16 protein-coding genes are annotated in these 19,343 nt (G+C 58.3%); 12 read left to right on the forward strand and 4 right to left on the reverse strand.

Annotation, left to right across the window (positions count from 1 at the left end; all coding sequences use genetic code 11):
* Positions 1-10 precede the first annotated feature (10 nt).
* The 3 genes from M2Q46_RS15885 to M2Q46_RS15895 form a co-directional block, all read right to left on the reverse strand.
* Complete coding sequence (locus M2Q46_RS15885; RefSeq protein WP_088452220.1) at positions 11-1,300, reverse strand: aromatic ring-hydroxylating dioxygenase subunit alpha; 1,290 nt, start codon at positions 1,298-1,300, stop codon at positions 11-13.
* 66 nt (positions 1,301-1,366) lie between these two features.
* Positions 1,367-2,644 carry an NAD(P)/FAD-dependent oxidoreductase gene (locus M2Q46_RS15890; protein WP_302357617.1) on the reverse strand — a complete coding sequence of 426 codons (1,278 nt, stop codon included), beginning with the start codon at positions 2,642-2,644 and terminating at the stop codon, positions 1,367-1,369.
* 31 nt (positions 2,645-2,675) lie between these two features.
* A complete protein-coding gene (locus tag M2Q46_RS15895) occupies positions 2,676-2,990 on the reverse strand; it encodes a non-heme iron oxygenase ferredoxin subunit (protein WP_009460854.1) in 315 nt (104 codons plus the stop codon).
* Positions 2,991-3,372: 382 nt separating this feature from the next.
* Here M2Q46_RS15895 and M2Q46_RS15900 point away from each other — a divergent pair, with 382 nt between their 5' ends.
* The 11 genes from M2Q46_RS15900 (at position 3,373) to M2Q46_RS15950 (ending at position 16,573) form a co-directional block, all read left to right on the forward strand.
* On the forward strand, positions 3,373-4,470 hold the full coding sequence (locus tag M2Q46_RS15900; protein ID WP_035273653.1) for a TRAP transporter substrate-binding protein: 1,098 nt from the start codon (positions 3,373-3,375) through the stop codon (positions 4,468-4,470).
* Between the two features lie 24 nt (positions 4,471-4,494).
* On the forward strand, positions 4,495-6,897 hold the full coding sequence (locus M2Q46_RS15905) for a xanthine dehydrogenase family protein molybdopterin-binding subunit (protein WP_247966461.1): 2,403 nt from the start codon (positions 4,495-4,497) through the stop codon (positions 6,895-6,897).
* Positions 6,894-7,730, forward strand: coding sequence for a xanthine dehydrogenase family protein subunit M (locus tag M2Q46_RS15910; protein WP_137431453.1), 837 nt, complete (start codon positions 6,894-6,896; stop codon positions 7,728-7,730). Before M2Q46_RS15905 ends, M2Q46_RS15910 begins: the two co-directional genes overlap by 4 nt.
* A 3-nt stretch (positions 7,731-7,733) precedes the next feature.
* Positions 7,734-8,921: a 2Fe-2S iron-sulfur cluster-binding protein gene (locus tag M2Q46_RS15915; protein WP_083054524.1), complete on the forward strand. Its 1,188-nt coding sequence runs from the start codon at positions 7,734-7,736 to the stop codon at positions 8,919-8,921.
* A gap of 44 nt (positions 8,922-8,965) precedes the next feature.
* On the forward strand, positions 8,966-9,985 hold the full coding sequence (locus tag M2Q46_RS15920; RefSeq protein ID WP_009464038.1) for an ABC transporter substrate-binding protein: 1,020 nt from the start codon (positions 8,966-8,968) through the stop codon (positions 9,983-9,985).
* The gene (locus M2Q46_RS15925) at positions 9,985-10,764 is read left to right on the forward strand and encodes an ABC transporter ATP-binding protein (RefSeq protein WP_009464036.1); all 780 of its coding nucleotides are present in this window, start codon (positions 9,985-9,987) and stop codon (positions 10,762-10,764) included. The genes M2Q46_RS15920 and M2Q46_RS15925 overlap by 1 nt, the downstream gene beginning before the upstream one ends.
* A complete protein-coding gene (locus tag M2Q46_RS15930) occupies positions 10,757-11,518 on the forward strand; it encodes an ABC transporter permease (protein WP_009464034.1) in 762 nt (253 codons plus the stop codon). The genes M2Q46_RS15925 and M2Q46_RS15930 overlap by 8 nt, the downstream gene beginning before the upstream one ends.
* A 38-nt stretch (positions 11,519-11,556) precedes the next feature.
* A complete protein-coding gene (locus tag M2Q46_RS15935; RefSeq protein WP_302357618.1) occupies positions 11,557-12,165 on the forward strand; it encodes a TRAP transporter small permease subunit in 609 nt (202 codons plus the stop codon).
* An 11-nt stretch (positions 12,166-12,176) separates the two neighbouring features.
* Positions 12,177-13,853, forward strand: a complete 1,677-nt coding sequence (locus M2Q46_RS15940) for a TRAP transporter large permease subunit (protein WP_302357652.1) — start codon at positions 12,177-12,179, stop codon at positions 13,851-13,853.
* 24 nt (positions 13,854-13,877) lie between these two features.
* Positions 13,878-14,900 (forward strand): XdhC family protein, encoded by a 1,023-nt coding sequence (locus M2Q46_RS15945; protein WP_035273662.1) that lies wholly within the window; start codon positions 13,878-13,880, stop codon positions 14,898-14,900.
* 188 nt (positions 14,901-15,088) lie between these two features.
* Positions 15,089-16,573: an NAD(P)H-hydrate dehydratase gene (locus M2Q46_RS15950; protein WP_257112360.1), complete on the forward strand. Its 1,485-nt coding sequence runs from the start codon at positions 15,089-15,091 to the stop codon at positions 16,571-16,573.
* 3 nt (positions 16,574-16,576) lie between these two features.
* Here M2Q46_RS15950 and M2Q46_RS15955 read toward each other — a convergent pair whose 3' ends face one another.
* The gene (locus tag M2Q46_RS15955) at positions 16,577-17,500 is read right to left on the reverse strand and encodes an EamA family transporter (protein WP_022983297.1); all 924 of its coding nucleotides are present in this window, start codon (positions 17,498-17,500) and stop codon (positions 16,577-16,579) included.
* A 154-nt stretch (positions 17,501-17,654) separates the two neighbouring features.
* Here M2Q46_RS15955 and M2Q46_RS15960 point away from each other — a divergent pair, with 154 nt between their 5' ends.
* Positions 17,655-19,259, forward strand: a complete 1,605-nt coding sequence (locus M2Q46_RS15960) for a phospholipase D family protein (protein ID WP_035273666.1) — start codon at positions 17,655-17,657, stop codon at positions 19,257-19,259.
* Positions 19,260-19,343 lie beyond the last annotated feature (84 nt).

Here is a 19,343-nt window from a genome sequence, read left to right on the forward strand (position 1 = left end):
TCAGCTCGTCTTACAGATCCATCACTTGGCGGTAGTACTGGTACATGGAGCGAATAGCCGCTTCCGAGATCAGCGTATTGGACGTACCCAGCTTGCTTTCATCCAGCTTGATGATGTTCACCTCGCTGCTGGAACGACGTACCCCTTCCTGCACAAACTTCATGGCCTCGTTGTCTTCCAGACCCAGGAAACCGGCAGGGCCCATCAGGTTGCCCTGACGCAGACGGTGACGAGTCATCTCCTCGGTATCGTCCTCATAGCCAAACATGGTCCATTGCATGATCAGACTGTTGGGGCCATTGGGCACGATCTGACGCACACCCAAGGTGTTCATCTCGCGCTGAACAATCAGGTTGGGCCAGATCGTCTGCATGGTCACCGACCACGGCGAATCAAACTCCTTGACGTAGTCCAGGAAACGCTCATCGCGCAAACGCATATCGTCCACAAACGAACGCATTTCCTTCTTGTTGTCCTCACTGACCTCGGCGTACTTGTCCTCGGACTTGGCCGAAGCCATATAGCCATGACGACCATGCACAGGGTCCACATACATCTGCGACTTGTTGCCCGCTACCAGCAGACCGAACACCACCAGGAAAGAGTGCAGCAAGGTCGCGTGGTAAGGATCTTTCAGGTTCTCGTGGTACATCTTCCAGTTGCAAGGCAACTCGTTACGGTAGTAACCCAGAATCTTCAGCTTCTTGCCGGGAAACACCGCCTCGAAATCCTTCAGAATTTCAGGCGTCAGGTATTCCGTAATAGGCTCGACCTTGTCGCTGTAGGACGCAAAAATGACGCCGTTGTGCGTTGTCACATGCAGCTTTTTCAGACCATGCTCGGAGTTCTTGAAGCTGCGCGGCATGCCGCCTTCTTTATTCGCACCGCGCTTGAAAGGAACCCCTTGCAGATCACCCTTCAGGCTGTAGGACCACTGGTGATACGGGCACACAAACTCATTGGTATTGCCCTGGTTGTGACGGCAAAACTCCGCGCCACGGTGTGCACAGCGGTTTTCAAATACGTTGATGCTGCCATCTTCCGCACGAGCGACGACCACTGGCGTGGAACCCACATACGAGCGCTTGTAGTCGCCCGAATCGGGAATTTCCGCCTCCAGGGCCACAAAGTTCCAGGTGTCACCATGGAAAATGCGTTCCATCTCGCGGTTGTAAATGTCGTTGCTGGTGTAGACCCAGTCCGGAATAGTGTTGAGCACGTCCTCGGGCCAGGTGCATTCCTCGACAGGGCGGTCTTTGGACCCGACCGTCTGGCCTATCACCGTTTGCGTCTGATACATGGGGTTCTCCTCTGATAACTCTTTAATGATTCGTGATGACGAGGCGGCGCAGGCCGCTTCTCTTTCTTAGACTTGGGCCGTACGAGCCGCTTCTTTCACGTACTGGCGCAGCTTGGTGGCCGGTTCCAGCACGATGGCCGGGTCCACAGGCAAGTTCTGTTCCATGACGCTGCGCAAAGCGCGTAGATCCGCGCCGGCATTGACGCCAATTGCGTGTCGCAAATGCTGGCCTTCAAATGCCAGCAACATGAAGCTGATGGCATCGCCCTGGCTGTCCATGACGCCGCGTACCTGATAGTTCAGATCCGGGCTGCCTTGGCCCAGCATTTGAATGTTGCAACCGAGCACATCCGTCCAGAACCAACTGACAGGTGCAGCAGGAGCATCCTGCCCGGCAATGGCGTGGGCCACCTGACGGGCTTGCTCGTTGGCGTTCTGCCAGGATTCGGTGCGCGTGCGCACGGCGGTATCGGGGCAGATCTGGGTGGCGCAATCGCCAGCGGCATAAATGCCCGCTACACTGGTGCGGCCCTGGCGATCCACAATAATCCCGGCCGTCATATCGTCTACCGCGATACCACTGGCCCGCGCCAAGGCGGAGTTCGCGCTCAGACCGGCGGCCACAATGGCCAGATCGCCATTCAGGATCTGGCCATCATTTAGTTCCAGCTGAACGGGGTGCTCGTTTTCTGCCGCAAAGTGGGCCTGACGCACACCCTGACCCAAGCGCACGGTGATGCCTTGCGACTCGAAGCGCTCCAGCAACCATTGCGACAGCAGGGCAGGGGCGTTGCGGGCCAGCAGACGTTCATTCGCTTCAATGATGGTGACCTGTGCGCCAGTTTCACTGGCAGTTGAAGCCAGTTCCAGACCCATGAAACCGCCACCAATCACCAGGGCGCGCAAACCGGGTTGCAGACGAGCTTGCAGGCTCAGGGCATCGTCCAGCGTGCGCAGATACAGGGCGTTGGCCTGGCTGGCGGGCAGCAGCGCCAGTTCGCGGGCCGCGCCGCCTGTGGCCAGCACCGCGTGGTCAAAGCTCCAGGTCTGGCCATTGCTCAGGCTGGCCTGACGCGTGGCGCAATCCAGAGACTGCACGCTGGTGCCCAACAAGAGTTCAATATTCTGTTCTTGATAGAACTCGGCTTTTTGCAAAAACACGCTGTCAGTGGTCGCGCTGGACTTGAGCACGTCTTTGGACAGGGGCGGGCGTTCGTAGGGAAGGTGAGTTTCATCCCCTACCAAGGTGATGCTGCCGCTAAAGCCCAGGCTGCGCAGTTCGCGCGCCAGCACCGAAGCCGCTTGGCCAGCGCCGATGATCAGTACGGAAGTGTGGTGTGCCATGATGTTGCAGGTCTCGTCAGCAGAAAAAAGCTCAGGCCTGACTGAAGTCGGCCAGAATATCGTTGCCTTCAATGCGCAGCGGGTAGACCTTGATGTCCACCGTGGCAGGGGCGTTCATCGCCTTGCCGGTGCGCAAACAGAACTTGGCCTGATGCAGCGGGCATTCCACGCAACCGTCTTCCAGATAGCCGTCGGACAGCAGGGCATATTGGTGGGTACAGACGTTGTCGGTCAGGTGGAACTCGTCATCCAGTTTGTGCAGGGCCAGTTTCTTGCCTTCCCACTCGATTGCCAGGGACTCTTCGTTGTCGATGGCATCAGTTTCGGAAATTTTTATCCAGTTCAAAGTTGTCTCCGGGTTGTGCTTTCAATTAGTCAGTATACTGTATAAATTATAAAATCAAATATCGTTTTTATAAGGGATTGCGCTAGTTGAGGCTTAAGCTATTGATGATGCTTTCCTTTATCTCATCAAGGACATGCGTCAGTAGTTTCCCTGCTTGACCAAAAATTAATTAATCAGCACACTTACTATTATCGAAGCGGTGAATGTCAATTTCATAGTGTGCTGACACTGCTTGGAACGTCCGTCTGGCCCCTCGGGGGGGACGGTTTGGCAAGGTTCGGGCAGTTGCTGTCGGGGCTGCAAGCCAGACTGGCGGGCAAACTACCCAGACCCCTATCGAGCAAGGGGTGTAAATACATTAAAAAATACAAAGAGGTGAGTGATGGAGCGTCGTAGTTTTCTGCTGAAATCGGCAACGGTTGCGGGTGCGGGTTTGGCAGCCGTAGCCGCCCCTGCAATTGCGCAGAACAGCCCCACCGTACGCTGGCGCATGTCTACCGGCTGGCCCAAAAGCCTGGACACCATTTATGGTTCGGCCGAAGCGTTGTGCAAACGTGTCAGCGAACTGACTGAAGGCAAGTTCGAAATCCGCGCTTTCCCCGGTGGCGAGCTGGTGCCTTATGCCCAGAACATGGATGCCATCAGCAACGGTACGGTCGAGTGCAACCACGTGCTCAGTACCGCTTTTGTGGGCAAGAACACCGCCGTAACGTTTGATACCGGCTTGTCCTTTGGCATGAACGCCCGTCAGCACAATTCCTGGGTGCACTTTGGTGGTGGCCTGAAATTGCTGCGCGAAATGTACAGCCAGTACAACATCGTGAACTTTGTAGCCGGTAATGTGGGCGTGCAAATGGGCGGCTGGTTCCGCAAGGAAATCAAGGACCTGGACAGCCTGCAAGGTCTGAAAATGCGTATAGGCGGCATTGGTGGCATGGTGCTGTCCAAGCTGGGCGCGGTACCTCAGCAAATTCCACCTAGCGATATTTATTCCTCGCTGGAAAAAGGCACGATCGACGCGGCCGAGTGGATTGGCCCTTACGACGACGAAAAGCTGGGCTTGAACAAAGTCGCTCCCTTCTACTACTCCCCCGGCTGGTTCGAGGGCAGTGCGTCCCTGACCACCATGGTTAATAAGGATGCCTGGGAAGCCTTGCCCGCCAACTTCAAGGCTGCATTCGAGACGGCCTGTAATGAGCAGACCATGCTCAGCCTGGCCAAGTACGATGCCTTGAACCCCGGCGCTCTGCGCAAGCTGGTGGCCGATGGGGCCAAGCTGCGCTACTTCCCCAAGGACGTCATGAAGGCCGCTTACGACAAGTCCCAGGAACTGTGGAAGGAACTGTCGGACAGCAACGCCGATTTTGCCAAGATTTATCCAAGCTGGAAGGCCTTCCAGGAGCAGGAAGCCAGTTGGTTCCGGGTTGCTGAAAGCGCCCTGGACAACTTCACCTTCAGCGAGTTGGGCAAGCGCAGTTAAGCAGCACATTCTTAAGGTAGTGAAATGAGTCAGCACAGTCACCCGTCAAGCCTGGGTGGCCAAGGAGTGGGTGCGCGTATTCTTCGCAAGGAGGATGCGCGCCATCTCAATGGCCGGGGCAACTTCATCGGAAACATGACCATGCCAGGGCTGCAGGAAGTCGCCTTCCTGCGCAGCCCCATGGCGCATGCCCGAATCCGTCAGATCAATATTGAAGACAGCGCACGTGCGCAGGTTATTACCCGCGCCGATATGCCGGACTGTCTGGATATTTACGCCGCTTCCACTTTGCCCAGTTACCAGGCCTCCAGCATGCCGCCGCTGGCCTCGGGCAGTGTGCGTTATGTGGGCGAGCCGGTTGCCATGGCCTTTGGTGAAAGCCGCGCCGTGGCCGAGGACGTTCTGGAGGAGATTGAAGCGCTGTACGACGAACTGCCGGTTTACGGCAGTGTGCCGGCCTCGCTGGCCGCGCAGGGTGATCTGCTGCATGAAGGCTGGCAGGATAATGTGTTTGTGACACTGCGCTCGGACGTGGCCTTTGAAGAGCATGCCGCCCGTGCCGATCGCGTGATCGAGCACTCGGTCAGCCTGTCACGTCAGTGCATGTTGCCGATGGAAGGCAAGGCCGTTCTGGCCTATTGGGATTTCCAGGCCGATCAACTGGTGGTGTATTGCGGCAGTCAGATTCCGCATATGCACCGCACTGGCATTGCCCAGTTCCTGGGTATGGATCAGGCGCAGGTTCGTGTGATTTCCCCCGATGTGGGCGGCGCCTTTGGTTATAAATGCGTGCTGCATCAGGAAGAGCTGTGCGTGGCCTGGTTGGCCAAGACCTTCCGCAAGCCCTTTCGTTTCATGGAAGACCGCCGTGAGCACTTGATTGCTGGCGCCAATACCCGTGAACACCAATACCGCCTGAAAGCGCACATCAGCAATGAAGGCCGCCTGCTGGCGCTGGATGCTGAAATTGATATTGATGGTGGCGCTTACTCGGTCTGGCCCTTTACCGTGGGTTTGGAAGTAGGCCAGGCCCTGGGCAACTTGCCCGGTCCTTACGATTTTCGTGGCTACCGCTGCCGCACACGCGGTGTGGGCACCAACAAACCAGGCTTCATGCCGTACCGCGGCGTTGCCCGTACGGGTGTCTGCCTGGCCATTGAACAGATGATGGATCAGATCGCCCTGGCGGTCGGCAAGCCCTCCTGGGAAATTCGCTTGATGAACCTGGTGCAAGGCGAGCAAATGCCTTACGTCAACGTGGCCAACAAGCACTACGACTCGGGCAACTATCCAGAAAGCCTGCGCCGCGCTCTGGCTGCGGTGGATGTGGAGGCTGTGCTGGCTCGTCAGGCCAAGGGTGAGCCCGATGGTCGCCTGATTGGTCTGGGTGTGGCTTCTTATACCGAGCAGTCCGCACACGGTACGTCCGTGTTCGCCAGTTGGGGCACTGCGGTGATTCCGGGTTTTGATCAGGCTTTTGTACGCATGACCCCGGACGGTGGGCTGGAAGTGCGTGTGGGTGTGCACTCGCACGGCCAGGGTATGGAAACCTCGTTTGCCCAGATCGCCAGCGAAATTCTGGGTATTCCCGTGGCCAAGATCAAAGTGGTGCACGGCGATACGGGCCGTACGCCATTCTCTACCGGCACGTATGCCTCGCGCTCCCTGGTGATGTCTGGCGGAGCGGTATCGAAGGCCTGTAAAGAGCTGCTGCCGCGCGTGCGCAAGATTGCCGCGCATATGCTGAAAGCCGATGTGGACAGCATGCAGCATCAAGGCGATATGTTCAGTGCCGAGGGCCGTCAAATCAGCATCGCCCAAGTGGCGGATGCCTGGTACATCAATCCGCAGCATTTGCCCGAGGACGTGGACCCGCAAGGTCTGGAGCTATCCGTAGGCTACAAACCCAAAGTCGATACCGGCAGCTTCACCTACGCCAGCAATGCCGTGGTGGTGGCTGTTGATCCAAAGACTGGCGGGGTGGAAGTGCTCAAGTACGTGGTGGTGGAAGATTGCGGCGTCATGATCAACCCCATGATTGTGGAAGGCCAGACCATAGGCGGGATTGCCCAGGGGATCGGCACCGCCTTGTACGAAGAAATGCCTTACGACGAGTTTGCTCAGCCGCTGGCATCGACCCTGGCAGACTACGTCATGCCCGGTGCCTGCGAGGTGCCCAATATTCATATCGAACACATGGAAAGCCCATCGCCCAATACCGAGTTTGGTGCCAAGGGCATGGGCGAGGGCGGAGCGATTGCCCCTCCTGCCGCCATCATGTCCGCCATTAATAATGCCTTGCGCTCTACGGGAGCACAGGTCTCGCACACGCCCGTGACACCGCATCGACTGCTAAGCGCCATTCGCGCTGCAGCACAGCCCGCCAATCAGCAAGATAAACAGCCCGTGTCGGAGGTTCAGGCATGAAGGCCGCCAAGTTTGAGTATGAACAGGCCCAGAGCCTGAAACAGATCCAGGACGCTTATGGCAGCGACCCTTCCGCCGTGCGCTTGATGGGTGGCAGCCAGTCCCTGGGCCCCATGTTGAATCTGCGTCTGGTGCGCCCTGCTCGAGTGCTGGATGTGTCGGCAGTGCCCGAGCTGCGACAGGTAACGGCCAATAAAGGGCAAGTGCGTATCGGCGCTGCTGTGACTCACGCCCAGATTGAAGATGGCATTCACGAACTGCTGCGCGGCCACATGATGCAGAAAGTGGCAGGCCGCATTGCTTACCGGGGTGTGCGTAATCGCGGCACCTTGGGTGGCAGCCTGGCCCATGCGGACCCGGCGGCAGACTGGGTGCTGACCTGTGCCGCCCTGGGCGCACGCATCAATGTGCGTGGAACCCAAGGCAGCCGTACGGTTCCCATGAGCGAATTCATGCTGGCTGCCTACACCACGGTGCTGGAAGCCGGTGAGTTCATCGAGTCTGTGGATGTACCTGAAGTGTCCGGTTCGGCCCGTTGGGGTTATTACAAATTTACCCGCAAAGTGGGCGAGTTTGCCGATGCCAGTTGTGCCTGCTATTTCGACCCGGCCACCCGCACGGCGCGCGTAGTGATTGGTGCCATGGAAGGCGCCCCGCGCTCCTTGCCCGAGCTGGCCGTGCACGTGGCTGCACAAGGGGCCGCCGTCCTGGAAGGGGACACGATTGCAGCGGCCTTGCAGCCGTATCTGGCACAACGGGATGAAGCTCATCAGGTGCTGTTCCGTACGGTAGTAGAGCGCAGCCTGAAGCAAGCGCTGGGTGTGAAAGGTTAAGACATGGCAGAAATCTCGATTCAAGTTAACGGCCGTCAGCAAAAGCACGAGGCCGAACCGCGCACCCATCTGGGTGATTTCATCCGCGAGAAAAGCCGTTTGACCGGCACCAACCTGAGCTGTGAACACGGTGTGTGCGGCGCATGTACGGTGCTGGTGGATGGCCGTCCAGTGCGCTCCTGCATCACTTTTGCCGGTGCTTGTGATGGCCACGAAGTCACCACCGTGGAAGGCTACGACGACGATCCGATCATGAGCCGTCTGCGTACGGCTTTCTCGGAAAAACACGCCTTGCAATGCGGCTTCTGTACGCCTGGCATGTTGGCGACCAGCCGCGACATCGTGCTGCGTTTGCCCGATGCAGACGAAGCCCGTGTGCGTATTGAGTTGTCCGGCAATATTTGTCGCTGCACCGGCTATCAAGGCATTACAGCCGCCATTCTGTCCGTGCTGCAAGCCCTGCGCGATCAGCCCGATGCCCAGGTAGAAGCCTTGCGCGCTGCCGTGGTGCAGAACGTGCAGCAAGACTGGAACCAGAACGGCTTTACGACTTTTGAAGCGGTACAGGAAGAAGTGCAGACGCCCGCTCCGGTGGCCGCTGCTGCACCTGCCGCGTCCGGCAGTGCCGACAAGGGCAAGGGCCAGGCTATTCAAGGTGGTTTCGATGCCCGTTTCCCGGCCGATCAGGTTTGGGCTTTCATGAAGGATTTGCCCAAGGTGGCGGGCTGTCTGCCCGGCGCGATTATCGAGTCCCAGGAAGGGGCCACGGTACAGGGCAAGATCGCCATCAAATTTGGCCCCATGTCGGCTGCCTTCAAGGGTAATGCCACGTTGGAAGAGGATAACGAACGCCGTGCTGCCGTGCTGCGCGGTGAGGGCGTGGACTCCTTGAGCCAATCGCGTGCCCGTGGCGATGTCAGCTTTCAGGTCAATCCGGATGGCGAAGCGCGCAGCCGCGTGGAAGTGGAGCTGGTGTATTCGCTGCAAGGGCCACTGGCGCAGTTTTCGCGCTCCGGGCTGGTTCAGGATTTCGTGCGCCGCATGATTGCGGAGTTCGGCAAGAACGTGAACCTGCGCCTGGAAAAACCGCTGGCCGAAGGCGAAGAGCCGGTGGTGGCAGAGTTCAATCCGGTCAAGATGTTCTTCAGCATTTTGTGGGACCGCTTCAAGGGACTTTTCCGGCGCTCATAAGCGCATAGACGACGCAAGACGATAAATAAAACGGGGGTAAGGAGATGACGGAGCGTAAAGCTTTGGGGGGACGTGTGCGCCTCGCAATCGGGGCCACCTTCTTGTTGAGCACCTGGGGGGCGGCAGCCGAGCCCTTGAATGTAAAGCTGGACTGGACCCCTTGGGCCGTCCATGCACCGTTTCATCTGGCCGTGGAAAAGGGCTGGTTCAAGCAGGCTGGCCTGGATGTACGGCTGGAAGATGGCAACGGTTCTGTCACGGCGGTGCAGATCGTGGGTGGCAGTGATCGCTTTGATGTGGGCCAGGCAGCGCTGGCCTCCATGGTGATTGCACGCAGCAAGGGCTTGCCAGTCAAAGGGCTGGCCACCTTTGCCACGTCCAGCGACATTGGCGTGCTGGTGCCCAAGGATTCGGGCATTAATGGGCCGGAGGGTTTGAAGGGACGCAAGATCGCTTATACCGCCGGTTCTCTGGAAGCGCCTTTTGTCGATGCGTTTCTGGCGGCGGGCGGCTTGCGTCGCAGTGATGTGGATCTGCTGAGTGTGGATGCGGCTGGCAAGGCAGCGACCTATGCGGTGGGGCGGGCCGATGCCGTGATCTCCACCATTCCATTTGTACTGGCTTCGGTGTCGCGTCAGCGCGCCTCCAATGCCATTCCTTTCGCCCAGCATGGCCTGGATATGGTCAGCTTTGGTCTGTTCACCAGCGAAGCCAAGCTAGCCAGCCGGGGACAGGAGCTGGCGACTTTTTCCAATGTGGTGGCCAAATCCTGGAACTACATTTACAGCGGTCACGAACAAGAAGCGGTGGATGCGATTGTGGCGCAACGCCCCAATGCGCGTTTGGACAAAGCCATTTTGCTGGACCAGCTGAACATTCTTAAAACCTACTTTGGCCCCGCTGTCGAGCAAGGCAGTATCGGCGTGAACCAGCCTGCGGACTGGGACAAGACAGTTGCCACGCTGGAACGGGTAGAGCTGATTCCTGCCGGTCAGAAGGCCACGGACTATTACCAGTCCGGCGTGGTCACCCCGCAATCCCTGAGCAGTCTGGAGCTGAAGTAATGGCGGCGCGGGTACTTTCTCAAGATGTGCGCAAGCGCTTTGAGGGCGCGCGTGATGTGCTGGCGCTGGACGGCATCAATGTCGATATTCAACCAGGCCAGTTCATCAGCATTCTGGGCCCCAGCGGCTGCGGGAAAAGCACCTTCCTGCGTTGCGTGGCCGGGCTGGAAAACATCAGCAGCGGCTCCCTGACGGTAGACCAGCAACCCGTCAGCGGCCCGCCCGACCAGGTGGGCATGGTGTTCCAGCGCGATGCCTTGCTGGAGTGGCGCAGCATACGCGACAACATTCTTTTGCCTTTGGAGTTTGCCGGCAAGCGCACGGCCGATTATCTGGACAAGGTGGATCAATTGCTGGCCTTGACCGGCCTGTCCCAGTTTGCCGACAGCTATCCACGCCAGTTGTCTGGAGGCATGCGCCAGCGGGCCTCCATTTGCCGTGCCCTGGTGGATGATCCGCGCCTGCTGCTGATGGATGAGCCTTTCGGTGCGCTGGATGCACTGACGCGCGACAACATGAACGCCGAATTGCAGCGCATCTGGATGAAAACGGGCAACACCACCTTGTTTGTGACGCACGGCATTGCCGAAGCCGTTTTCCTGGGCGATACCGTGCTGGTGTTCTCGTCTCGTCCAGGCCGCATTCTGGAGCAGATCAAGATCGACTTTCCTCGTCCGCGCCCGCTGTCCTTGCGCGAGACCCCGGAGTTTGGTCGGCATGTCGCTCATATCCGTCAATTGTTCGGCATTGCCGATGGTGCAGGAGACAGCCATGAATAAAGCCTTGCGTTCCATGCCCAGCTGGTTGGCGGGTGTGGTCTCTACCGTCGTGGTGCTGTTGGCGTGGGAATTAATTTGTTGGCTGGGTCAGGTGCGGGAAGTGATTTTGCCGCGCCCCTCGCTGATTCTGGAGGATTTGTATGGCGAACTGGGTTGGTACATGGGTCAAGCGTTATACACGCTCGGCATCACGCTGGCTGGATTTGTATTGGCCGCCGTAGGCGGCGTGCTGATTGCCGTCGCCCTCGTGGGTTCACCGCTCTTCGAGCGTTTTTGCTATCCCCTGATTGTGGGTTTCAACAGCATTCCCAAAGTGGCTTTGGCACCGCTGTTCGTGGTCTGGATGGGTACCGGCTACGAGCCCAAGGTGGCCATTGCTTTTCTGATCGCCGTCTTTGCCGTGATTGTGGATACGGTGCAAGGCTTGCGCTCGGTCTCGCCCGACATTCTGGACCTGGGCCGGGTTTTGAAAGGCGGGCCGGTTGCCCTGTTTTTCAAAGTGCGCCTGCCCTCTGCGCTGCCATCGATCATGGCGGGCCTGAAAGTGGCTCTGTCCCTGGCTTTGGTAGGGGCTATTGTGGGCGAGTTCGTGTCCTCCCAGCGTGGCCTGGGCTTTGTGATCATGAGCGCCCAAGGGGTGTTCGACACGGTGCGGGTGTTCTCCGCCCTGTTCATTCTGGCCGTCATGGGGCTGGCGCTGTACTTCCTGCTGGATGCAGTTGAAAAGCGCGCCACCCGTTTTCGGTCTCATTAGATTTCCACTAACTTCAACGCAGAAAATCTGGGGGATTGATGCAATCTTTACTCAAACTATCAAGGGCGATCGACAGCCTGAATCAGCTATGTGGCCGGGTGGTCATGTGGGTGGTTCTGCTGGTTGTCGTAATCAGTTCCTATAACGCCATCGCGCGCAAATTCTTCGATTCCAGCTCCAATGCCTGGCTGGAGGTGCAGTGGTATTTGTTTGGTGCCTTGTTCCTGCTGACGGGCGGCTACACCTTTTTGCGCAATGAGCATGTGCGTGTGGACGTACTGGCCTCGCGCCTGTCCGAGCGCAAGCAAATTGTGATCGAAGCTGCGTGTGTGGTGCTGTTCATGTTGCCGGCCTGTGTTGCCATCATGGCCTTGTCCTGGCCGGTGTTCATGGACTCCTATCTGACTCAGGAAGTGTCCTCTAATTCCGGCGGCCTGATTCGCTGGCCCGCCAAATTGATTATTCCCATCGGCTTTGCCCTGATTTCCCTGCAGGGGATCTCGCACCTGATCAAGTGCATTGGTTTCTTGCGCGGTGCCTGCCCCAACCCCAACAAGAAGTTGCAGGAAAAATCGCCCGAAGAGCTGCTGGCTGAAGAAATTGCTCGGCAAGCCGAGGCCAAGTTAGCGCATCAACACAAAGGCTGAACCAGATCATGATGGATTTATTTGTCGCCAATATGGCGCCAGTGATGTTTGCGTCACTGATTGTTTTCTTGCTGCTGGGCTTTCCGGTTGCCTTTGCGCTGGCCGCCAACGGTATGGTGTTCGGTCTGATCGGTGTGGAAATGGGCCTGTTCAACTGGTCCCTGTTCCAGGCGCTGCCGCTGCGTGTGTTTGGCATCATGGCCAACGATACTTTGCTGGCCATTCCCTTCTTTACCTTCATGGGGCTGATTCTGGAACGCTCCGGCATGGCAGAAGACCTGCTCGATACGATTGGTCAGCTGTTTGGTTCCATGCCTGGTGGTCTGGCCATTGCCGTGGTGTTTGTGGGTGCCATGCTGGCTGCAACCACAGGTGTGGTGTCAGCCTCGGTGATCTCCATGGGCCTGATCTCCTTGCCCATCATGTTGCGCTACGGTTATAGCCGCAGACTGGCCACGGGTGTGATTGCCGCTTCAGGCACCTTGTCGCAGATTATTCCGCCGTCGCTGGTGCTGATTGTGCTGGCTGACCAGTTGGGCCGTTCGGTAGGCGATATGTACCGCGGTGCCATGGTGCCTGGTCTGGTGCTGACAGGCGCTTATCTGCTTTACATCCTGATTCTGGCCGTGCTGCGTCCCAAGGATGTGCCACCGATTCCTGCCGAACATCGCAGTTATTCGGAGGCCAATGGCCGTTCGGGTGCGCGCTCCTTGTGTGTGCTGCTGCTGATCTCGCTGGTGGCCGGTTATATCTTGGACGAATTTTGGGTTGATCCCAACGGCCCTGTAGATGAGAAAGTCATTATCTGCATCTTGCTGGTTGGTGGTGTGGCGTTCGTGTTGGCCCTGATCAACAAATGGCTGAAGCTGGGCTTGCTGTCGGTGCTGGCAGAACGCGTGGTGTTTGTGATGATCCCGCCCCTGGGCCTGATCTTTCTGGTGCTGGGCACGATTTTCCTGGGTATTGCCACCCCCACGGAAGGCGGTGCGATGGGCGCAGTCGGTGCCATTCTGATGGCGGTCAGCCGTCGTCGTTTGAGCACTGATTTGCTCAAGCAAGCCATGGATACCACGGCCAAGCTGTCCTGCTTCGTGATGTTCATTCTGATCGGTTCCACCATCTTCTCGCTGACTTTCCGTGGCGTGGATGGCGACTTGTGGGTGGAGCACCTGCTGATTGACCTGCCTGGCGGCGAATATGGCTTCCTGATTCTGGTCAGTGTGCTGGTGTTTGTACTGGCCTTTTTCCTGGATTTCTTCGAGCTGGCGTTCATCATCGTGCCTTTGCTGGGGCCGGTGGCCGACAAGATGGGCATTGATTTAATCTGGTTTGGCGTGCTCTTAGCCGTTAATATGCAAACATCCTTTATGCATCCACCATTTGGCTTCTCACTATTTTATTTACGCTCGGTGGCGCCCAAGGATGATTACATCGATAAAGTGACCAAGAAAAAGATTCCGGGTGTGGCCACAGGCGACATTTACTGGGGCTCCGTACCGTTTATTTGTATCCAGATCGTGATGATTGCTGTGGTGCTGTTGTTCCCTGGCATGGTGACGCATTACAAGGGAACGGGCGCCCAAGTTGATCCCAATACAGTCACGATCGACATGCAGGACGAGTACGGTGCCGACCTGAATCCGTTTGATGATTCGGGCGAGGGTGGCGGTATGCCGGTATTCAAATAAACACAGGAAAGACTGGAGACACATATGGAGAGCCTGGATGTCAGGGTATTGCGCCAGTTGCACGAGTGGCGCGCACAAGGACGTGATGCCATTTTGGTTACGGTTGTGCAGACCTGGGGCTCGTCCCCCCGTCCAGAGGGATCCATCATGGCTCTGGAAAAAGGTGGGGCGGTGGTCGGGTCGGTCTCGGGTGGTTGTATCGAGGACGACCTGATCCGTGCCTATCACGACCCCGCAGGGGCGGATAGGCGCCTGCATGGCGATGGCTGTCCTCAGATGCTGACGTATGGCGTCAGCGCGGATGAGGCGCATCGCTTTGGCCTGCCTTGTGGTGGAACGATCCGTTTGCTGGTGGAGTTCAATCCCTGCCCGCAAGCCCTGTCGGAATTGCTGAGCTTGTTGGAGCAGCGCCATCTGGTGCAACGTCATGTGGATCTGCAAACTGGCCGTGCCTGGGGCAGTGCCACCCGCGTTCCGGCTGCCTTGCATTTAAGTCAGGACAGCCTGTCGGTGACTTTTGGCCCGTCCTACCGGCTCTTGCTGATCGGTGGTGGGCAACTGTCCGAGTACGTGGCGACCATTGCCTTGTTCAACGGCTTTGATGTGACGGTCTGCGATCCGCGCAGCGAGCATATTCAAGGCTGGAGCGTAGCGGGTGCGCGTGTAGTTAAGGGCATGCCGGATGATGAGGTCATTGCTTGCGTGCCGGATCGGCGTACGGCCATTGTGGCCCTGACGCACGATCCCAAGCTGGATGATATGGCCTTGCTGGAGGCGCTCAAGAGCAGTGCCTTTTATGTGGGGGCGATTGGTTCGCGACGTAATAACCAGAGCCGGCGCGAACGCTTGGCCGAGCACTTTGATCTGACGGCCGAGGAAATCGACAAGCTCAAAGGTCCGATTGGCTTGTATATAGGTAGCAAGACCCCGGCAGAGATTGCCGTCAGCATCATGGCCGAGATCATTGCGATCAAGAACGGGGTGGAGGTACCGCGTGAGCTGTCCGTCGGCTCTGTCAAGGATAGACAAGAACAGCCGTCGGCCTAGGTGGTGGCTGTTGCGACAGTTCTGCATTCAGACTTTTCGCACTAAGATAAGAGAACGGGCGGCGACCCGTTCTTTTTTTGTCTCCGGGCCGCCCAGGACCTGACGCCTTCTGTTTTCAGCAGGCCGCCAGCGGGTGACCAGCCCGTGCAGCGTAGGGACGTTTTGATTTCTGCCTTTGTGAGCCTGCCATGCCCTTTGTGTCCCAATATGGTTTTTTGCCCCTGAGTGCCGCGCCCGGAAAACAGGCCCTGTACAGTCCGGCACAGTGCGCCAGCATGGATGCAGCCGCTCCGGCTTTCGGGGTATCCATCGAGCAATTGATGCAGGCCGCTGCCAGTGCGGTGGCGCGTACCGTGCAGCGCCACTGGCCGCAAGGAGCGGTGCTGTTCTTGTGCGGGCCGGGTAATAACGGTGGAGATGCTCTGGTGGCGGCGCAGATTCTGCGCGAGCAGGGGCGGGTGGTTTCCGTGTTCAGTCTGGTGGACCCGTCTGTGCGGCAGGGTACGGCCGCCTGGGCGCAAACGCAATGGCAGGGTCGCTGGGAAAGTCAGTGTCCGGACTTTCGACGTTTTTCCGTGGTGGTGGATGGTTTGCTGGGAGCAGGCCTGGATCGTGATGTGGAGGGTGAGACAGCCGCCTTGATTCAGGCTTTGGCGGCTTCCAAGGTTCCTGTATGTGCCATTGACGTGCCATCGGGCCTGGATGGGGCCAGCGGGCAGGTGCGCGGTGTGGTCGCCCCTGCCACGGTGACAGTCAGCTTTGTGCGCTACAAGCCGGGCCATGTGCTGTATCCGGGCCGTGCCTTGTGCGGCAAGCTTGAGCTGGCCGAAATCGGTATGCCAGCGCCGGCCTTGCAAGAGGCCAATACCTGGTTGAATGAACCTGCCTTGTGGCAGGCTCATCTGCCGCAGTTGGGCGCCCAGAGCCATAAATACACGCGTGGGCACGCTTTGGTGGTCGGGGGCGAACGGATGACCGGAGCCAGCCGTCTGGCGGCTCGTGCAGCACAACGCGCAGGAGCCGGACTGGTCAGCATGGCTGTGCCGCCCTCGGTCTGGTCGGTGTACGCCGGTGCATTGGACAGCATCATGGTGGCCCCCTTGGATGACACTTTGGCCACGGACGAGCGCATTCGCGCCTGGCTGGTGGGGCCGGGTGCGGGACTGGGTGAGCAAACCCGTCGCCTGACTTTGGCTTTGCTGGCAACGGGGCGACCTTGTGTTCTGGATGCGGACGCCATCAGCAGCTTTGCAGCACAGCCCCAGGAGTTATGGGATGCCTTGCATGAGCAGTGCGTGCTGACCCCTCACGCGGGCGAGTTTGCCCGCGTTTTTGAGGAAGCGCCGGATCGCCTGGAGGCAGCGCGACTGGCTGCTACGCAATGTGGTGCCGTGCTGGTGTTGAAGGGAGCAGATACTGTTATTGCCGCGCCCGATGGGCGGGCCTTGATCAATGCCTGCGCACCGCCGTGGTTGGCCACCGGGGGCAGCGGGGATGTATTGGCGGGTCTGGTCTGCGGCTTGCTGACCCAAGGCATGCCTGCTTTTGAAGCGGCGGGGGCGGCTGTCTGGCTGCATTCACAGGCCGCCCTGGAGTTTGGTCCCGGATTGATCCCGGAGGATTTGATAGAGGTGCTGCCCCGTGTTTGGCAGCGCCTTCTGTCCAGAGCCTGAGACTTACTTGCGTGGGGCGCGCTGGTAGGCCAATGCCACAATCCCGCTCAGCACCACCGCGCCACCCAGCAATTGGGTGGAGTTCAAGGTCTGCTTCAGAATCAGCCAGCCCAGAATCAGCGAGGCCACCGGCTCCATATTCATGAAGGGCGCATTGCGTGTCATGTCCAGGCGGGGAGCCAGCACAAACAGGGTCACAAAGCCCGTGGTGTACAGCACACAGACCAGCGACAGGGCAATCCAGCCCACAGCGTCGTGGGGCAGCGAAGAGCCACCGGGCAGCAGTCCCAGAGGGCTAAGTGCAATCAGGCAGACCAAAGTTTGGCTGATGGTACAGAAACTGCGTACCAGGCCGGGCAAGGGCGCCAGTTTATTTTCTGTAATCCACAGGCCAATCGCAAAGGTCAGGGCGGTCAGCAGGCTGCACACCACGCCCAGGACCCACTGCCCATCCAGCGTTGCGCCCTTGATCAGACTGGGAGCGTCCAGCGCCAACAAGAGGCCGATCAGAATTGCCACCATGATGATGGAGGTTTTGCGCGTGGGTTTGTGCCCGCCCAGTATCCAGGTCAGTAGCGCCAGCAGAATCGGGTACATATTGGCCACCAGCAAGGCCAAGGCGACAGGGATACGGGCAATGGAGGAATAAATCAGCATGCACTGCATGGTGATCAGCCCGCCCAGCATCAGTTGCCAGCCCAGATACTGACGGGGCACATACAGGGCTTGCTTGCGCCAGATCAGCAGCATGCTCAAGGCCAGGGTGGCCGCGGCCGAGCGAAAAATAACCGAGATGATTAGCCCGGTGCCATGGTCCAGCGCCACTTTGGCCGCGATATGGTTGGCGGCGAAGGAGCTGCCCAGCATTAACAGCAACATAATGGCAAGGTGACGGGGCAGTAAGGCAGGGGATGTTGCGGGGGGCATGCTACTTTTATTTCAAGTTTAAAGAATGGGAGGATGCTTTATTGTTGTCCGCCCTGTCACTTGCTGCAAGTATTGATTGCGAAACATGCCCAGGCTTGGTCCCGAGGGCGGTGCTACTATGTTGAGCGATGTCCATGTCCACAGAGATGCCTTCATGAAAATCGACCCCGCCAAAAAGCCGACGATTCCTCGTTCTACGGGACAAGCGCCGTCCTTTTTCTGGCGCAGCTTGATGGCGGGTGGGGCCTTGCTGGCCGGCCTGACAGGCTGTGCCCTGCCTTCGCTGGAAGGACGTAGCCAAAGCGAGGCTTTGCCGCTGGATCAGGCCAAGGAGACCATGATTGGCCAGGCTGTGGCCCCCATGGCCCAGGAGCATCCCGGTCTGACAGGCATTTATCCCTTGTTCGATCCGCACGATGCCTATGCTGCCCGTGCCTTGTTGGCCTTTGCCGCTCAAAAAACGCTGGATGTGCAGTATTACATCTGGCGGGGCGACACCACCGGCACCTTGATGCTGGGCACCTTATTGCAGGCTGCCGAACGTGGCGTGCGTGTGCGCTTGTTGATTGATGACAACGGCATCACCGGGCTGGACGATATCTTGGCCGCTCTGAACGCTCACCCCAATGTCGAGGTACGGCTGTTCAACCCCTTTGTGCTGCGCTGGCCCAAGCCTTTGGGTTTTCTGACGGACTTTTCCCGTCTGAACCGGCGCATGCACAACAAGTCTTTTACCGTGGATAACCAGGTCACCATTATTGGTGGGCGCAATGTAGGCGATGAGTACTTCGGTGCGACTCAGGACGTCTTGTTTGCGGATCTGGATGTGATGGCGATTGGCGCGGTGGTGCAGGACGTCTCCAAGGATTTTGACCGTTACTGGGCCAGTCAATCGGCCTATCCGGTGGACAGCCTGATCAAAACGGGTGGTTCGGAAGCTCTGATGAAGTTTCAGGCCAAGTTGCAGGAAGCCGAAGCGCAACCACGCGCCAAGGATTACCAGCAGGTGCTGCGTGAGTCGGACCTGGTCAGCCATTTGGTGCGTGGTGAGCTGGATTTCCAGTGGGCGCGGACCACCATGATCAGTGATGATCCGGCCAAGGCCTTGGGCCCGGTCAACCCGGAGCAATTGATGGTCTGGCAAATGGACCATGTGCTGGGCAAGCCCACCAGCCAGGTGGACCTGGTGTCCTCGTACTTTGTGCCTACCGCTGCAGGTGTACGGGCCTTTGAGGACATGATGAAGCGGCCTGGCATGAAGGTCCGTATCCTGACCAATTCCCTGGCTGCAACGGACGTGACGGCCGTACATGCAGGCTATGCGAAACGACGTAAAGCCTTGTTGGAAGCCGGGGTGCAGTTACTGGAGCTGCGGCCCACCATGGACAAGCCTACGCGTCACGGCTCCGGGCCTTTTGGTAGCTCGGGTTCGGCCCTGCATGCCAAGACCTTTGCGGTAGACGGCAAGCGCCTGTTTGTGGGCTCTTTTAATTTCGATCCGCGTTCGGTCAATTTGAATACGGAGCTGGGCTTTATTATCGAGAGCCCCGAAATGGCGCAAGCCCTGTCCAAGAGTTTTGAGGACGTCCTGCCTTACCGCAGCTATCGTGTAGAACTGGATGAAAAGGGTGATCTGGTGTGGATTCAGTTGAACGAAGACGGCACCCAGCGCTTTTTCACCTCCGAGCCGAATGCCAGTATCTGGCGTCGAGCCGGGGTAGGCGTCTTGTCTATCCTGCCGATCGAGTGGCTGCTTTAAGCCGATTCAATTATCGGTAGCGGATCTGAAATGCCCCCAAGGAGTCAGCTTGATCCTTGGGGGCATTTTCTTGTGGTTGCTGGT

It is taken from the genome of Alcaligenes sp. YSL9 (genome assembly GCF_030515105.1).
GTDB lineage: Bacteria > Pseudomonadota > Gammaproteobacteria > Burkholderiales > Burkholderiaceae_B > Alcaligenes > Alcaligenes phenolicus.

What these genes read in the sequence shown, in the direction of transcription:
- M2Q46_RS15885 (WP_088452220.1), bottom strand. Translation starts at nt 1,300, where the DNA reads ATGTATCAGACGCAAACGGTGATAGGCCAGACGGTCGGGTCCAAAGAC.
- M2Q46_RS15890 (WP_302357617.1), bottom strand. Translation starts at nt 2,644, where the DNA reads ATGGCACACCACACTTCCGTACTGATCATCGGCGCTGGCCAAGCGGCT.
- M2Q46_RS15900 (WP_035273653.1), top strand. Translation starts at nt 3,373, where the DNA reads ATGGAGCGTCGTAGTTTTCTGCTGAAATCGGCAACGGTTGCGGGTGCG.
- M2Q46_RS15905 (WP_247966461.1), top strand. Translation starts at nt 4,495, where the DNA reads ATGAGTCAGCACAGTCACCCGTCAAGCCTGGGTGGCCAAGGAGTGGGT.
- M2Q46_RS15910 (WP_137431453.1), top strand. Translation starts at nt 6,894, where the DNA reads ATGAAGGCCGCCAAGTTTGAGTATGAACAGGCCCAGAGCCTGAAACAG.
- M2Q46_RS15915 (WP_083054524.1), top strand. Translation starts at nt 7,734, where the DNA reads ATGGCAGAAATCTCGATTCAAGTTAACGGCCGTCAGCAAAAGCACGAG.
- M2Q46_RS15920 (WP_009464038.1), top strand. Translation starts at nt 8,966, where the DNA reads ATGACGGAGCGTAAAGCTTTGGGGGGACGTGTGCGCCTCGCAATCGGG.
- M2Q46_RS15925 (WP_009464036.1), top strand. Translation starts at nt 9,985, where the DNA reads ATGGCGGCGCGGGTACTTTCTCAAGATGTGCGCAAGCGCTTTGAGGGC.
- M2Q46_RS15930 (WP_009464034.1), top strand. Translation starts at nt 10,757, where the DNA reads ATGAATAAAGCCTTGCGTTCCATGCCCAGCTGGTTGGCGGGTGTGGTC.
- M2Q46_RS15935 (WP_302357618.1), top strand. Translation starts at nt 11,557, where the DNA reads ATGCAATCTTTACTCAAACTATCAAGGGCGATCGACAGCCTGAATCAG.
- M2Q46_RS15940 (WP_302357652.1), top strand. Translation starts at nt 12,177, where the DNA reads ATGGATTTATTTGTCGCCAATATGGCGCCAGTGATGTTTGCGTCACTG.
- M2Q46_RS15945 (WP_035273662.1), top strand. Translation starts at nt 13,878, where the DNA reads ATGGAGAGCCTGGATGTCAGGGTATTGCGCCAGTTGCACGAGTGGCGC.
- M2Q46_RS15950 (WP_257112360.1), top strand. Translation starts at nt 15,089, where the DNA reads ATGCCCTTTGTGTCCCAATATGGTTTTTTGCCCCTGAGTGCCGCGCCC.
- M2Q46_RS15955 (WP_022983297.1), bottom strand. Translation starts at nt 17,500, where the DNA reads ATGCCCCCCGCAACATCCCCTGCCTTACTGCCCCGTCACCTTGCCATT.
- M2Q46_RS15960 (WP_035273666.1), top strand. Translation starts at nt 17,655, where the DNA reads ATGAAAATCGACCCCGCCAAAAAGCCGACGATTCCTCGTTCTACGGGA.